Source organism: Paenibacillus oryzisoli, from assembly GCF_001653565.1.
GTDB lineage: Bacteria > Bacillota > Bacilli > Paenibacillales > NBRC-103111 > Paenibacillus_E > Paenibacillus_E oryzisoli.
In genome coordinates this window covers 444,217-460,376 of sequence record NZ_LYPB01000050.1, presented here as the reverse complement: position 1 = coordinate 460,376, position 16,160 = coordinate 444,217, and the positions used below count along the sequence as shown (strand labels likewise).

The following is a 16,160-nucleotide window of genomic DNA, read 5'->3' as shown; positions in this document are numbered from 1 at the left end:
GTTATGATAAGCTATAGGTACTTATAAAAGGAGGCGATTGCTGTGATCCAACTATTCCCGGCTAACACGCGCAATTCAACAGATTTGGGGTGGCTCAAGAGCCACAAAAGTTTTTCCTTTGGCGATTATTTTGATGAAGAGAATGTCAGCTTTGGTGTAATGCGTGTCTGCAATGACGATGATATCGCGGCAGGGAGGGGGTTCGGCCCACATCCCCATAGCGATATGGAAATTGTCAGCATCGTGCTCAGTGGAGCGATTAAACATGAAGACAGCCTAGGTCATGTGGCCGTAACAGCGTCCAATGGCGTGCAGCGCATGTCAGCAGGCAGCGGTGTCATTCATGCTGAGTATAATGCATCGGAAACGGAGCCGATGAGTCTGTTTCAGCTTTGGTTTATGCCTGAGAAGCGAGGCATGGAACCCTCTTTTGAAAATGTGACGTATGAGCCCGAGGCTTTAATAAACAACCTTCTGCCCGTCGTTACACCCGAAGGCGGCCCTCACATCGCGAAAATTCATCAGGATATGAGCATTTACCTCAGCAAGCTGGATGCGGGGAAAGAACTTCAATTCGAGCAAGGCGAGAATCGCCGCATTTTCCTCATGTTGGTTAGCGGGAAATGCACGGCGAATGATACCGTTCTGGAAACGAAAGATAGTGCGCGTATGCAACATGAGTCGACGCTCACCATTCGTGCATTGGAAGATACACATTTCATGCTAATTGATCTGCCATAAGGCATAAACGAAAGAGACAGAGGAGGTTGCAGCGATGAAGGAAACTTTTCTAGTGAAGCATGCCGTGGGTGGCCGCGCGTTTATCGATACGGGTAAACATCCCCTGCCCTACACGTACGAGCAGCAAGGCCAGCAATGGGTATTTCGTGTGAGGATCGAACAACCTGAGCAGATTGCGGAGCTACTGAAATGGAAAGAGGAGTTAAACGTATTCGTGTTCCAAGAGATTGAGAATGAGCCAACACAGAAATTATGGTTCTATGTTGACGAGGATGGCGTTCAGTTTAATGAGGACAAGGGGGAGCTGACAATTCGAGCAACATCCCATATCTTATACATTCCCGACCAGTTTAGTGTGAAATGATTGGAGCTACACCCATGAAGATTCAGGATCAACAACTAGAACAACTAGAGGAAGTCATTGCCAAAGCAAGCAGTTTTATTCATGAGTGTTACGAGGAATTGGGCAAAAGTCATGCGCAGATCGCCATGCGAATTGCCGATATCACAGAAGCCATCCGCTATCAAGGTGATTATGAGATCACCTTTGAAGAGCTGGAGCATGGTGCGAAAATGGCTTGGCGCAATAGTAACCGCTGCATTGGCCGCTTGTTCTGGGAGTCGCTTCGTGTACACGATGCTCGCCACATAGAGACAGAAGCTGGAGCAGCCGAAGCGCTATTCCAGCATATCGAAACTGCGACGAACGGCGGCAAAATCCGTCCGGTCATCACGATTTTCCCACCTGCCCGAAGCGGGAAGGCTGTTGTTCAGATTAAGAATGAGCAGCTGATTCGCTATGCCGGCTATGAGACAGATCAAGGAATCGTTGGCGATCCGATCTCAGTAGCTTTCACGAAGGAATGCCAAGCGCTTGGTTGGCAAGGGGCGGGTACTCCCTTTGACGTGCTGCCGCTGATGATTCAAGTCGGGGAGCGCGCGCCCCAGCTGTTTGAGATTCCCGAGTCGTTGATTATGGAGATCCCGATCACGCATCCCGAGTTGTCTAACTTCGACGAATTGAAGTTGCAGTGGTATGCAGTGCCGATGGTATCGAATATGGTTCTCGAAATCGGTGGCGTGATCTACCCCGCGGCGCCATTCAACGGCTGGTACATGGGAACCGAAATCGGCGCGCGGAACTTTGCTGATGAGGCCAGATACAACCTGCTGCCGCGTGTAGCGGAGGTGATGGGCATCGAGACGAAGCGCGAATCCTCCCTGTGGCGAGACAAAGCGCTTGTGGAGCTGAATGTCGCTGTGCTGCATTCCTTTCAAAAGCACGGCGTCGCGATTGTTGATCATCATACTGCTGCGAAGCAGTTTAAGCGGTTTGAAGACAACGAGGAGCAAAGCGGGCGTGATGTCACGGGTGATTGGACATGGCTGATTCCACCGTTGTCTCCAGCAACGACGCATATTTTTCACTCTCATTACGCGAATGAAGTGAAGCTGCCTAATTTCTTTTACCGCGGTGCTAAACGCTAGTTACTGCACAAGGCTGCCATTTTCAAGTCGACTAGTCTACTCACGTATTCACATTTGATGTGAAGGTGGGTGGGCTTTTTGGTGTTTAGTCTCCGCCGCGCCCACGCAAGTCGAAAAAATCGACTTGCAGCCGCGAAAAGGCCGCGCCGCGCCCATGCAAGTCGAAGAAATCGACTTACAGCCGCGAAAAGGCCGCGCCGCGCCCGCGCAAGTCGAAGAAATCGACTTACAGCCGCGAAAAGGCCGCGCCGCGCCCACGCAAGTCGAAGAAATCGACTTACAGCCGCGAAAAGTCTCCGCCGCGCCCACGCAAGTCGAAGAAATCGACTTACAGCCGCGAAAAGGCCGCGCCGCGCCCGCGCAAGTCGAAGAAATCGACTTACAGCCGCGAAAAGGCCGCGCCGCGCCCACGCAAGTCGAAGAAATCGACTTACAGCATCCAAAATGTTCCACCCTTTTTACCAATAGTTTAATAGCCAAACTAACTCTTATGTAGTATGATTTGGCATATTGAAAGCACTTACTCTATGCGAAAAGGGGACTTCCGCTTGTGGCAGAAGTTAGTTAACTGGAATACATTGCGCAATCAGATGCTAGCGGGATTTATAGCCGTGATGATCACCGTTCTGGTCTGTGCAGGTGCGATTACGTACAACTCGGTGTCCACCCTCCTCAATACGAAGGCGGAGACACAGATGAAACAAATCGCCAGTCAAGCGAATGGCAGATTGGAAGCGATCATTACACAAATTGATACGTTAACGTTACAGGCTGTCAATGATGTGTACCTGCAGCAATTGTTTTTATCATCGGTTCAAGGGAAGGCGCCTAACTTCAGCGAGCGTCAGTCACTTTTGAAAATCGCCAATCATATCCAAGCCTACAGTGGTGTGAGCAATGTAGAGTTGTATACGACGGACTTGGCGCGCATGTTTCCGCTGGATGAACAGAAACTAACGGATCTTGTCGAGCCAAATTGGATTGAGCAGGCGGATAAAGAGAAGGGCAAGCTGGTTTGGATTGGGAACGATCCGAAGAATCCGGACTCGGTTCTAGCCATCCGTCGGATCAATTTAATTGACCGTTGGTTCTCAAACGGCGGGTACTTGATGGTGCGGATGAATCGCAGCTATTTCGATTTCCAAAACCAGCTCCCCGATACAGGGCATCGTGAGTTAATGCTGTTAGCGGACAGTTCGGCAAGACCGATTGTCTCGGAGGGTGAAACGCAAACCAGCATCAGTGAACTGATGCATAACGATGCGCAGCAGGTCACGCTTGGCCAGAAGCGGTACATTCTCGTGAAGCAGCTCTCGGAACAGACGAACTGGACACTCATGATTCTATATCCCGTTAGCGACATTACTGAAGGGGTATCCGTGCTGCGCTGGGCCATTATCGTATCAGGGGCGATCGGGCTGTTCCTTTTCATTATCCTTTCCTTTCTGTTGTCTTCGATGATTACAAGGCCTATTCTTAGGTTGATGCGTGCGATGAGAAATACAAGGCAAGGCGTTCTGACACCGAATTTAACGCATTCCTACACAGCAGAGTTGAATGATTTGAACATGACCTACAACCAAATGGTGGATAATATTAATCGGCTGATCAAGCTCGTATACGAGAAGGAAGTCATTCAAAGCAGAACCGAGCTGCAGGCGTTGCAAGCGCAGATTGATCCTCATTTTTTATATAACACTTTAGAAGCGCTGTACTGGTCCTTACAGGAGAAGGACGAAGAAGAGCTCGCCGATCTAGTTGTTGCGATGTCTGACTTATTCCGTTATGTCATCGGCAACCCGAATAAAGATGAATGGGTAAGCATAGGCCAGGAATTGGAGCACATTAAGCGCTATCTAAGCATTATGAGTGTCAGGTTCGGTACGCGCCTCGTTTGGGAAATTGATTGCGAGGATGCCTACAATCATGTGAATATTCCCAAATTGCTTATTCAGCCATTAGTGGAGAATGCGATTTTGCATGGTTTGGAAGGTAAAATAGGGCCAGGACTGATCACGATTCGTACGGAGCGTTCGCCACTCGAACTTACAGAGCTGCGCATTACCGTCAGTGATGATGGACCGGGTATGAATGAACAAACCCTGCAAGCGGTGCAAGCATCGATGGAGCAGGGAGGTGTGGGTACCTCATCTGGGAAAGGTAAAGGAATGGCCATAGCCAATGTGCAGCGACGCATTCAGCTGTATTATCCGGGGCATCCAGACCGCTATCGGGGGTTAACGATTACGAGTGCTCCACAGCAAGGAACCAGTGTCTCCTTTGATATTCCGATTGGAGTAGATGCTTATGAGAACAGTACTTCTGATGAATAACTTTGAGGAGGACAACGATGATTCAATCGGGGAAAACGATACTAATTGTAGATGACGAGCCTTTAACACGAGAAGGCATTCGCAAAACCTTAGAAGCTTGGTCGATCGGGCGCTATCAGATACTTAGCTGCAGCAACGGTACGGAAGCCTTGGAGATTCTCCAAACGAGGCCGATTCATCTCTTGATTACAGACATCCGTATGCCCGAAATGAACGGTTTGCAAATCGTGGAAGGCACGCGTGGTTTCACCCACAAGCCAGTAGTCATCATCATCTCCGGCCATCCAGATTTTCAATATGCCCAAACAGCGATTGAATTAGGTGTTGTTAACTATCTGCTCAAGCCCATACAGAAAAGCAAGTTGATCGATGCCGTCCAGCAGGCGCTGCGCATGGAAGAAGAACGAGGCCGCGTTGAAACGATGGAGAAAATGGTGGACCCGCGTTTGATGCAGGCGAAGACCGCCGACAAAAATTACAGCGCCCCCGTGCAACAGGCCATCCAATACGTGGAGGCACATCTTCAAGAGCCCCTCGGCATGAGCGAGGTAGCCAGCCAGATTCACCTGAATCCGAGCTATTTCAGCGCTCTTTTCAAAGAACAAACCGGCTTCACTTTCAGTGAATATGTGACGAGAAACCGGATCCAGAAGGCGAAGGAACTGCTCCTGCAAACCAGATTAACGATTGCGGATATCTCGGAGCAAGTTGGCTACCAGACGTCGAAATATTTCATTAAGCTGTTCAAAGAATATGAAGGGACGAGCCCTAACCAGTATCGGAAACAGATTATGGATGTGGATGATCGCATAGATACCTTGAAATAGTGGAATATTACCCGATAGCTGTTACTCCCTGCGGCAGCTATGTAAGCGCTACAATAAAACACGTAGCACACAAATGATTAGGGGGAAACAAACATGGTAAGAAAAACGCTTACATGGTCGCTAACTACGATGCTCGGCCTTTCTATGGCACTGACGGGCTGCTCTAGTTCTACAGAAAACGCTAATCCAACTACAGTGCCGAATGAAACGGCAAAGGCAACGGAAGCAGCAACTGTGCAGCCCGCTAAAAAAGTAACCATCAAAATGATGCACCTATGGCCGACAGGAAACTCCGCAACGCAAAACAAAATTGTAAACGATATCATCAAAGAGTATCAAGCAGCGAATCCGAATGTGACGATTGAGCAGGAAGTGCTCGAGAATGAACAATACAAGAATAAAATGAAAGTGCTCTCTACTTCAAATGCGCTTCCTGATGTGGGCTTCACATGGGCTGCAGGCTACATGGATCCTTATGTAAAAGGCGACATGTTCGCTCCACTTGATGACTTGCTCCAAGGTGATTTGAAAGATAAATTCGTGAAAGGCACCACAGATGCTTACGCATTCGGCGGCAAAACGTATGGTCTTCCAGTTGAGTTGAACATCGTACCGGTGTACTACAATAAAGCACTCTTTGCCAAGTATAACCTTGCACCACCTAAGACTTATGACGAGTTCAAGAATATTGTCAAAACACTGAGCTCAAACGGTGTAGCGCCAATCGCACTTGGGAACAAGGACCGCTGGACAGGTTCACTCTGGTACATGTACCTGGCTGACCGTATTGGTGGCCCCGAAACATTGAAAAAAGCGATTGACCGTACAGGTTCCTTCAACGATCCTGGTTTAGTTCGCGCAGCTTCGGAAATTTCTCAACTTGTCGACATGAATGCCTTCAACAAAGGCTTCAATGGACTTGGCAACGACGAAGGTAAAGCAGAGTTCATGAACAGCAAAGCCGCGATGTATATGATGGGAACGTGGGAATTACCGAACTACACAACGAACAAAGATGTTCCACAAGCATTCAAAGATCAAATCGGCTTCTTTAAATTCCCGACGGTTGATGGGGGTAAAGGCAATATGGACAGCTGGGTTGGCGGACCAGGCGTAGGCTTGTTCGTAGCAAACAACTCCAAAGTGAAGGAAGAGTCCAAGAAATTCGTCAGCTTCTTCGTATCGAAGTGGGGCGAGCACGCGATCTCCGAAGCAGGCGTTATTCCAGCAACCAAAGTAGACACATCCAAAGTGAAGCTGCCGCAAATGTACATTGACCTCTTGAATGAGCTGAATAAAGCGAGCAACATTACGCTATTCGCTGATGTTCAAATGAAGCCTGCTTCCGCAGAAGTTCACTTGAATATGATTCAAGCATTGTTTGGTAAGGCGGTAACACCGGAAGCCTTTGCGAAGAATCATGAGGATGCTTTGGCGAAGGATGCGAAGTAGCCTAACGAATACGAACGATTTGGGAAAGGACATATCCCTTCAAGTGGTATGTCCTTTGTCATAATCGCTGTGAGAAAGGGAAGTGCCTGCTATGGATAAAGTCATGTCTAACAAATCCATGATTGCGATCTACGTGATTCCCTCGTTATTCCTGCTGCTAGCCTTGATCTATATGCCGATCATGATGACGGGCTACTACGGGCTTATGAAATGGGATGGCGTAGGCAAAATGAGTTTCATCGGTTTGCATAATTATGCCGAACTGCTTAAGGATAAATTATTCTGGGGAAGCGCAAAGCACTCCTTTTTGCTGGCAATTTTCTCAACAATCTCTCTGCTTGGTTACTTGGTAGTCGCATTAGTACTCTCCGCAAACATTCGAGGGGCTAACTTTTTTCGCAAAATCTACTTAATCCCAATGCTGCTTTCTTCTGTTGCTATCGCCCAACTATGGTTGAAAATATTCCACCCAACGAACGGGGTATTGAATGCTATCCTAACGTCGCTGGGGGTCACGCATACACCGGAATGGTTGTCCAATCCATCGATCGTATTATACGCGATTTTCCTGCCAATCTTGTGGCAGTACGCTGGATTTTATATTTTGATCTATTACGCTGCCTTGAAAAATGTACCAACGTCGCTGATCGAAGCAGCACGCATTGATGGCGCCAGTCCATGGCGTATCGCTGTATCCATTCGCGTTCCGTTAATCGCGGAAGTGATGAAAGTAACGGTTGTCCTGGCTGTTGTTGGATCACTGAAATATTTCGATTTGATCTATGTCATGACAGGCGGCGGACCTAACGGATCCAGTGAAGTAATGGCTTCCTACATGTACCGTAAAGCGTTCAAAGGCTATGATTTCGGTTATGCCAGCGCAATTGGCTTCTTCTTACTCTTGATCTGTCTCGTAGCAACGTGGTTAATCCGTAAAGCGACAGCTGCCAAAGATGATATCCAATATTCGTAACGAAAGGAGAATCCGATTCCGATGCAACTCGAAACCACCCGTCGTCAGGCACAGGCACTACCCCTACGAAGCAAGCTGCTTGGACAAATGGGCTATGGCGTACTATATATCGTGTTATCCATCGTCGCCGTAATTCAGATCTTCCCGCTCTTGTGGCTCATGCTGTTCTCCTTGAAGAATAATGAGGAAATATTCAATCTCGCCCCGATGGCGTTTCCGGAGAGACTGCGTTGGGAGAACTACGAGAAGGTCTGGACGCAAGGCCATATTAATAATTACTTTTTTAACAGCGTCTGGATGACCTTAGTGTCGGTGGGGGTCACGGTCTTGCTAGCAAGCTTAGTGACATTCGCTTTGACCCGGATGAAATGGAAGCTGCAATCCTTTGTGCTGGGTCTGTTTATGGTCGGGATGATGATTCCCGTGCACTCGACGCTCATTCCCTTATTCAGTATGTTTATGAAAATGAACCTAACCAATCATCCGTTGTCGATCATTTTGTCCTACATTGCTTTTAACTTGCCGATTACGATCATGATTATGCTCGGCTTCTATTACACGCTGCCGAGGGAAGTTGAAGAAGCTGCCGTTATGGATGGCTGCTCTGTGAATCGCATATTTTTCAGCATCACGCTGCCCATGACGGCATCTGTGTTATCTACCGCAGTTATCATCAATATGATTTACAATTGGAATGAGTTTATTTTCGTGAATACCTTTATTTCCTCGGAAAAGTATAAGACCTTAACCGTAGGCGTACAGAATTTCGTTGGCCAATATACGACGGATTGGGGTGCCATCGGCGCTACCCTGATGATCAGTATTTTGCCAATTATGATCGCGTTCATCTTGCTCAGTAATCGCATCGTAGAAGGGATAGCTGCTGGTTCTGTCAAAGGTTAATGCCGTAAAGGATCCCCGAGCAATCGGGGATTTTTATGCGCGGAAGCCGCGCTGCAGGCCTGAGTCGAAACCACATCACCTCTAAGCCTAGTCACTTCATGGGTCCCATACCGGTTATTTTAATCTTAACCGCAAGATGAATGTCTGCCTCTGACAGTGATTCTCCCCAATGGTCTTCCACTTTCTTGTATTGGCGATATTCATGAGCTCGGGCGTAGAGACCAAGCCCAATCGGATCTATTTGATTCATCTGTATCTTCTTAATAAGGTTACTGAATTGCTTTTGCATATGTTCAGAAATTATTTTTTCTAACTCTTTTCTATTCCTTTGTACATCGTAAGGGAACAAGAGTTCTGTAATCGTGGCAGGCATACTAATGATGATATCGAACTGAAACTTGTTCTGATGGTAAGAGGTTTTTATTTTCGTTTTTATTCCTTGAACCGATAGACTTAAATGGTCTGTGTGAATTGGACCGCTTTTCTCTTGACCAGGAATGGGAAGTGTGAAACTAACAGGCTTCTTGGCGTTTTTATTTAATATTTGAAGTAAAATGGTTTCTTCCGTGCTCAGCGAAGTCATGTATTTCCCTTTATGATTAAGCAGTGTTGTGCCAACCAACCTGATATGTTTGGTATTGTCCAACTGGATTTCGGAGAGATAAGGTGTCACTCCTTTCTCAGACATTTGCCAATGCAGCTTCTGCAGCGTTGTTTTTGCCGTTTCCGATCTCGTGCTTTTCGTGTCAACCATCCCACGCAACAGTAAAGGCAACATCGGCTGATCTTTAGGATTTAGGAATATGATATCGGAGATAGCCCCATCGAAAGCGATAACTCTAGGTGTTAAAGGATTTTTCATATCACGAAAGTAAACGTCAAATAGGGGGAACCAGTCTTCATTTTCTAGGATGCGTCTCCCGATAAGTAAGACCTGAACTTTTCTGCCAGTAATAACGCCTGGTACAAATTGATCTTCTTCCCCTCTTGCTTGACGAACCGTATGAGACTTCACTACGGTATCTAGTGTTGTCTTCTTGATATCTCTATCGAAAGAAGGGTTGTTTAAATATACAAGCAAGTTGTTCTCATTGTCGAGATCCAGACCGAGGGAGAGGTTGTTTGTGGAATCTTCCAAGTCCAACCGATCACTACATCCCGGTGCGATAATTATCATCATAATGATGATAATGACGAATAGGGGACGCTTGTTCATAAGTGCTTCCTCCACCCCAAGCGATCATGTATCCATACATATAAGAGTAAACAAGTAGGAACCATGTACTCGACAACAAAGCCAATCTGACCAAACAACGTGTTCATTCGTTGACTCTGAAAAGAGGTAGGCATGAAGAAGTAAGTGCCTGCAGCGATGAATAACCAAAGCAGACGCAAATGATTGCGGTGATCTTGCTTTCCGAATAGCCAAGTTGTGCAAAAAACGCTCATGTACATCGTCGGTATCCATGATAATGAAAAGATAAGTAAATAAAACGAAATAAATAACACTTCGATCCGTGCTATAAACTTGAACTCAATCGTTTTCAACACATTGATTGTCGGTTCGTTGTACGTCGTAATTTCATCTAGACTGAAATATACGAAACAGATAACGGTAATGAACAAATACATGAGCATCGTAAGTCCATACGAGATAACAATTCCGACTGATGCCATCTGCTTGTTTTTCAGAAAAGGATAGAGAATAAACGTGGTTGAAAAACCTAAATGATAGTAGAAAGTGCTAGGTATGGCGGAGAGCACAGGATTCCATCCATCCTTTAGCACAGGAAGCAGACGGAGCCAATGAGCATCTTTTAGCGGAATCAGATAAACGAAGGGGATCCATAATGAAAGGAGGATAATCACTTCCACATATCTGCCCAGAATGCGCGGGCCGTTACGCACAATGACATAAGTGGGAATGAGCAACAGAAGCATAATGATATACGCTGGCGTTTGTGGTAGTAGATATTGTTTGGTAATCAATATGGTATAGATGAGACCGGTGTAACCATAGTACAAAAGATATAGAGCAAATAGGATGGCTCCCACTTTGCCTGCCCATTTGCCCATATACGCCGACAGTAGATCTAACAAGGTACCATCTGGGTACTTCTTCATTACTTGTATGACGATCAAACTCGCTGCAGTAGAGATCAACCAAACGATGATAAGAGTGATCCAGCCTGACGTACCTGCATGTTCGGCTAATACTCGCGGCAGCGACAAAAAGCTGAAGCTTACTACCATACCAAAGTTGAGAAAGATATACTGCATGAGGGTGATTTCATTCATTGTATATTTGTTCACTTGCTGTCCTCCTCTAAAGCGTTTATTTCACTCTTCCCATAGCGCCTATGATTGTATTCACGGAAACATGAATGTCGGCCTTGGCCAGCGTTTCTCCCCAATGATCTTCTACCTTCTTGAAATGGCTATATTCGTGCGCCCGTGCGTGGAACCCAAGCCCAATCGGATCGATTTTATCCCCCTGTATTTTCTTGATGAGACTTTCCAACTGCTTTTGGATTTGAACGGATATCTTATTTTCTAATTCTTTTCCATGACTTCGCACGTCATAAGGAAACATAAGCTCCGATAAGCCAATGCGCATGGAAATGTGCATATCGAACTGAAAGTTGTCCCTGAGGTAGGATGTCTTGATTTTCACCTTGATGTTTTCGGCGTTTAAACTTAATTTGTTTGTATGAAACGGCCCGACCTTTGTTTCACCCGGAATGGGGATTGTTAAGCTGACGGTTTTTCTTGTACTATTTTGCAATATTCGCAGTAGAACACTTTCCTGTATGTTCAGAGAATCTGCGAAATTCCCTGTATGATCTAGCAGTGTTACACCTGTCATCGCAATCTGTTTATCTTTAACACGAACTTCAGCGATGAAGGGAGTCTCACCCGTTTCACTTAATTGTTCGTGAAGTTCTTGCAAATTCGTATTCACCGTTTCCGATCTGGCGTCCTTCGTATCGATCATTTCTCGCAGCAATAGGGGCAGTATCGGCTGATCTTTCGGATTTAGGTCTATGATTTCAGCGAGAGGTCCATCGAAAGCAATGATTCTTGGCGTAAACGCATTTCTTGGGTCACGAAACCAGACATCCGTTAATTGGAACCAATTTTTTTGCTGTAGAAATCGCTTGGATAGCAGTACGACTTGAATACTTCTGCCTTGAAAAACACCATCTGTATAACTGTCATTTTTTTCCCTGGACTGACGATTCGTCTTTGCTTTTACCTGAAGTTCCAGCGTTTTTTTCTCGGCATTTTTACTGAATACGGGAGATGTACTATATTCAATTAACTCGTTTTCCTGATCGAGATCAAAACCGACTAATAAGGAAAAGGTGGTATCCTCTATATCTAACCTGTCACTGCAGCCCGGAATGATGACGATGACCATCGCGATAAGAATAATTAGGAGGACTCCTTTGTTCACATGCGCTTCCTCCTCTGAAAACGGTCATGCATCCATAAATAGATAAGTAAGATACTAGGAAAAAGGTATTCAATTCCAAAACCAACGCGAGTGAGAAAATCACTCATGTGATCACTCTGGTTAAATGTTGGTATGAAGAAAAATGTAACCAGGGCAAGGAAGAACCACAATATCCGCAAATGATTGCGATGGTCCTGCTTTCCGAACAACCAGCTCGTGCAGAACACGCCCATGTAGATAGCGGGAATCCATGCTAATGAAAAAATAAGTAAAAAAAATGCGATAAACAGCACACCTATTCGTTCTACAAACTTAAACTCGATTGATTCTAAGATACTGATTATGGGTTCATTTAAATTCTGAATTTCATACGGGCTGTAATAGGCAAAACAGATAATGGTAATAAACAAATACCCAAACATCGTCAGTGTATCGGAGATCACAAGAGCGGTAGAAGCCTGTTGTTTGTTCTTCAAGAACGGATACAAAATAAACGTAGTAGCGAATCCGATATACGAAAAGAATGTTGTAGGTACCGCTGAGAATACGGGCATCCATCCTTCCTTGAAGAGGGGAAACAGATTGAGCCAGTTGGCATCCTTGAGCACAAATAAATACACGAACGGTATCCAGCAGGAGATTATAAAAATGAATTCCGCATATCTGCCCAAGACGCGAAGTCCATTACGCGCAATCACATAAGTTGGAATGAGCAATAACAGCATGACGATAGATGCCGATGTTTGCGGCAAAAGCCATGCTTTCGTAAGCAGTACCGCCTGAACGAGCCCCGTGTAAGCGTAATAAAAGAGATAAAGGGCATACAAGAAGGCGGCCGTCTTGCCTGTCCATTTGCCCAAATATCGTGAGAGCAGATCGAACAATGTGCCATCGGGGTACTTTTTCATCACCTGAATAACAACCAAGCTTGCTGCTACCGTAACAGCCCAGCCGATAATGAGTGCGATCCAGCCATCGGTACCTGCCTTTTCGGCTAATTTGCGTGGCATCGAGAAAAAGAAAACACTAATTTGAATGCCGCTATTGAGAAAAATATATTGCATAGAGGTGATCTCGTTGAATGCATATTTCTTCATTTCCCATCACCTTTTGGACGATTTGATCCTTGCTTCTGCGCTTGAGTTGCTCTTGTGCTTAAAGGTCGCTTGCCCATTGTCCACAGTGGTAAACGGAAGAACGTATCTTTCCAATCGGCAAGTCTTACCGGTGCAAATGGAGTACCGTATGGTGTTCCAAGGGATTCAAGTGCAATCAGATGCCCGATCATGGTCATCAACGCAATAATGATGCCAACAAAGCCGAACATGGACGCAGCTATCATCATGCCGAAGCGGATAAGCCGGACGGCTGCGACCATATCATAATTAGGCAGGATGAAAGAGGCAATGGCTGTAAATGCAACGATAATGACCATGGTATTGCTGATGAATCCTGCCTGAACGATGGCTTGTCCGATAACAATGCCTCCGACTATGCCAACAGTTTGCCCAACGGGTGCAGGCAGACGCACCCCAGCCTCCCGCATCATCTCTAGCGTTAGCTCCATGATGATCGCTTCCAAAAACGGCGGGAAGGGTACGCGACCTCTGAACTCGCCAATCGTTAGTAATAATTTAACGGGGATGATCTCGAAATTATAGGAAATGACGGCAATGTAAAACGCTGGCAAAAAAATCGCGACGCAAAATGCAAACATTCGCAGCAGTCGTATAAAAGTAGCGATCGACCAACGGGTGCTGTAGTCGTCGATGTTTTGAAAAAACGACACAAATGCTGCCGGTGCTATCAATACGCTTGGTGAACAGTCTACGACAACAGCGATTCTGCCTTGCAATATTTGTGAAGCTGCCGCATCTGGTCTTTCTGTTGTAATGAATTGAGGGAATGGCGAATACGGATTATCCTCGATAAACTCGGCTAACTCACCTGTATTCAGAATGGCATCGACATCAATTTGCCCAATGCGGTCTTCCAGTTCCTGCAACACCTCAGGGTGAGCAACATCAGCTAAATATAAAATAGAAACTAAGGTGTTTCCTCTTCGCCCTACCACTATTTCCTTAATTTTTAATTCGCGGTTTTGAATATAGCGACGGATTAAGGCAATATTCTGACTGCCTGTCTCAACAAAGCCTTGATGCGCTCCTTTCAAAGAAGTTTCGATCTGTGAGTCTTCAATCGACCGTTGCGGCCAGCCTTGCGTCGCTAAAGCGGAGGCTTTGGTCCACCCATTAACAAAGAGTACACTATTACCTTGGAAGATAGCATTCTCGACATGCGGCCAAGTAAACAAGCTTTGAATTTGGCCTACATGTATCGAAATATCGTCAAGCGCATTCCCTGTTCCCGTTTCAGATTGCAGTGGGCGGAGCACATTGTTATTAATTGCGTTTTTATCTACAAGTCCATTTAGATAGACTAATGCTGCCTGGTCCTCAGACTTCTTAATGATAAAATGGCGCACAACCAGGTCGGGGGTTTGACTGAATTGACTATGTAAATAGGTTATATTTTGCACCAAAGATGTGCTTATGGTGTTGCTAGGTGGTTGATTAACTTGCTCTTGAATCGAACGATACTTCTTCTGGCCGAACAAGTTTGAAAATAGCATCGATATTCACCACGCTCATCCCATATTTTACTTTTATTATCCAAAATTATGGCGATTTTATGCATAGCTGCTCTCATTTAGAGAATTCTCTCATTAGGGGGATAAACTATTTTTTTACAAAAGCCTAGCACTACATTACAATACAATAGAGTAGTAATTAACCTGTGGACAAATTTTATAGGAATTGTGTTGCATGGAAGTGAAATGAGGGTTTTATGATGAAAAAAGGTCTTGGCTACGCCATTATTGCGTATATTGCATGGGGTTTGCTGCCTGTATATTGGAAGCTTTTCGGGTCGTTGAAAGCTGGAGAAATACTATCGCATCGCGTGATTTGGTCATTCGTCTTTATGGCGATTCTGATAGTCGTTGGTAAAGGCAAATGGCAGCAATTTCGCAGCCTCGTCACGAATCGCACCAGCCTATTGCTCGTGGGGGCAAGCAGTCTTCTGATTAGCACCAATTGGCTCATTTTTATTTGGGCCGTTAATAATGGGCATGTCATCGAGACGAGTCTCGGGTATTACATCACACCACTTTTTAACATTATGCTAGCGGTTCTGTTCTTGCGTGAGAAGCCGACGGGCAGACAATGGCTCGCCGTAGCTCTGGCAGGTATCGGTGTTGTGATTGCCACCTTAGATTATGGCAGATTCCCGTGGGTGTCGCTCACATTAGCAGCTACTTTCGGCTTATACAGCCTGGTGAAAAAGAGAGTCACCTACGATGCCGCAACGGGTCTCGCGGGAGAGACAGCATTCGTCTTTCCTATCGCGATTGCCTACGTCATCTACTTATTCGCAACGCATCAGGATGCTGCTTGGACACTGCCGCCGATCACGCTGATCTTGCTGCTGCTAGCAGGTGCAGCCACTGCGTTGCCTCTGCTCTGGTTTGCCAAAGCCGCTGCACAATTGCCGCTGTCTATGCTCGGCTTCATTCAATACATAGGCCCTTCAATTACGCTGCTGCTTAGCGTCTTCATGTTCAAAGAGCAATTTTCGCCGATGCTTATGATTAGCTTTGTTTTTATCTGGAGCGCATTGATCGTCTATGCATTCGCATCGATTCGGGTAGCGCGAACGGTAGCAGTTACAGAATAGGGTGAACGAATATATGCCCCTTGTAGCATGCGGCCCCTGATGAGATTAACTGGAAAATCTACAGCTAATTTCCAAGAATTTTCTTGTTTCTGACGATTAACTGGAAAACTTCCAGCTATTTCTGACGATTTGAGCCGATCTGGCGAAAATCCATCAAATTAGCTGCAGAAAATCCAGTTATTTCCCTAAAGTAGGCTATTTCTGTCAAAATAGATGGAGGAAATACAGCTAAATTTCCAGATAGCCCATAG

The 16,160-nt window shown here is 45.8% G+C and carries 15 protein-coding genes; 10 read left to right on the top strand and 5 right to left on the bottom strand.

The window, feature by feature from the left end:
• The first annotated feature begins 42 nt into the window (after positions 1–42).
• From A8708_RS10025 to A8708_RS09985, 9 genes are all read left to right on the top strand, one after another.
• Positions 43–741: a pirin family protein gene (locus A8708_RS10025; RefSeq protein ID WP_068663332.1), complete on the top strand. Its 699-nt coding sequence runs from the start codon at positions 43–45 to the stop codon at positions 739–741.
• A 34-nt stretch (positions 742–775) separates the two neighbouring features.
• Complete coding sequence (locus A8708_RS10020) at positions 776–1,105, top strand: hypothetical protein (protein ID WP_068663331.1); 330 nt, start codon at positions 776–778, stop codon at positions 1,103–1,105.
• A gap of 14 nt (positions 1,106–1,119) precedes the next feature.
• Positions 1,120–2,229 (top strand): nitric oxide synthase oxygenase, encoded by a 1,110-nt coding sequence (locus A8708_RS10015; protein ID WP_068663330.1) that lies wholly within the window; start codon positions 1,120–1,122, stop codon positions 2,227–2,229.
• A 154-nt stretch (positions 2,230–2,383) separates the two neighbouring features.
• Positions 2,384–2,725 carry a hypothetical protein gene (locus A8708_RS10010; protein WP_068663329.1) on the top strand — a complete coding sequence of 114 codons (342 nt, stop codon included), beginning with the start codon at positions 2,384–2,386 and terminating at the stop codon, positions 2,723–2,725.
• A 52-nt stretch (positions 2,726–2,777) separates the two neighbouring features.
• Positions 2,778–4,562, top strand: coding sequence for a sensor histidine kinase (locus A8708_RS10005; protein WP_239696621.1), 1,785 nt, complete (start codon positions 2,778–2,780; stop codon positions 4,560–4,562).
• A gap of 17 nt (positions 4,563–4,579) precedes the next feature.
• Positions 4,580–5,389: a response regulator transcription factor gene (locus A8708_RS10000; RefSeq protein ID WP_068663327.1), complete on the top strand. Its 810-nt coding sequence runs from the start codon at positions 4,580–4,582 to the stop codon at positions 5,387–5,389.
• Positions 5,390–5,482: 93 nt separating this feature from the next.
• Positions 5,483–6,841 (top strand): extracellular solute-binding protein, encoded by a 1,359-nt coding sequence (locus tag A8708_RS09995; RefSeq protein WP_068663326.1) that lies wholly within the window; start codon positions 5,483–5,485, stop codon positions 6,839–6,841.
• A gap of 91 nt (positions 6,842–6,932) precedes the next feature.
• Positions 6,933–7,814: a carbohydrate ABC transporter permease gene (locus A8708_RS09990; protein ID WP_068663325.1), complete on the top strand. Its 882-nt coding sequence runs from the start codon at positions 6,933–6,935 to the stop codon at positions 7,812–7,814.
• Between the two features lie 21 nt (positions 7,815–7,835).
• Positions 7,836–8,717, top strand: coding sequence for a carbohydrate ABC transporter permease (locus A8708_RS09985; RefSeq protein ID WP_068663324.1), 882 nt, complete (start codon positions 7,836–7,838; stop codon positions 8,715–8,717).
• Between the two features lie 91 nt (positions 8,718–8,808).
• Here the strand turns inward: A8708_RS09985 and A8708_RS09980 are convergent, their stop codons facing one another.
• The 5 genes from A8708_RS09980 to A8708_RS09960 are packed head-to-tail and all read right to left on the bottom strand — an operon-like array spanning position 8,809 to position 14,806.
• Entirely contained in the window at positions 8,809–9,933 is a 1,125-nt protein-coding gene (locus A8708_RS09980; protein WP_068663323.1) for a Ger(x)C family spore germination protein, read from the bottom strand.
• Entirely contained in the window at positions 9,930–11,030 is a 1,101-nt protein-coding gene (locus tag A8708_RS09975; protein ID WP_068663322.1) for a GerAB/ArcD/ProY family transporter, read from the bottom strand. The genes A8708_RS09980 and A8708_RS09975 overlap by 4 nt, the downstream gene beginning before the upstream one ends.
• A gap of 22 nt (positions 11,031–11,052) precedes the next feature.
• A complete protein-coding gene (locus A8708_RS09970) occupies positions 11,053–12,174 on the bottom strand; it encodes a Ger(x)C family spore germination protein (protein ID WP_082927402.1) in 1,122 nt (373 codons plus the stop codon).
• Positions 12,171–13,271 (bottom strand): GerAB/ArcD/ProY family transporter, encoded by a 1,101-nt coding sequence (locus A8708_RS09965; protein ID WP_068663321.1) that lies wholly within the window; start codon positions 13,269–13,271, stop codon positions 12,171–12,173. The genes A8708_RS09970 and A8708_RS09965 overlap by 4 nt, the downstream gene beginning before the upstream one ends.
• Positions 13,268–14,806, bottom strand: coding sequence for a spore germination protein (locus A8708_RS09960; RefSeq protein WP_082927401.1), 1,539 nt, complete (start codon positions 14,804–14,806; stop codon positions 13,268–13,270). Before A8708_RS09960 ends, A8708_RS09965 begins: the two co-directional genes overlap by 4 nt.
• 218 nt (positions 14,807–15,024) lie before the next feature.
• Between A8708_RS09960 and rarD the strand changes: the two genes are divergently transcribed.
• Positions 15,025–15,909, top strand: coding sequence for an EamA family transporter RarD (gene rarD / locus A8708_RS09955; RefSeq protein WP_068663320.1), 885 nt, complete (start codon positions 15,025–15,027; stop codon positions 15,907–15,909).
• Positions 15,910–16,160 lie beyond the last annotated feature (251 nt).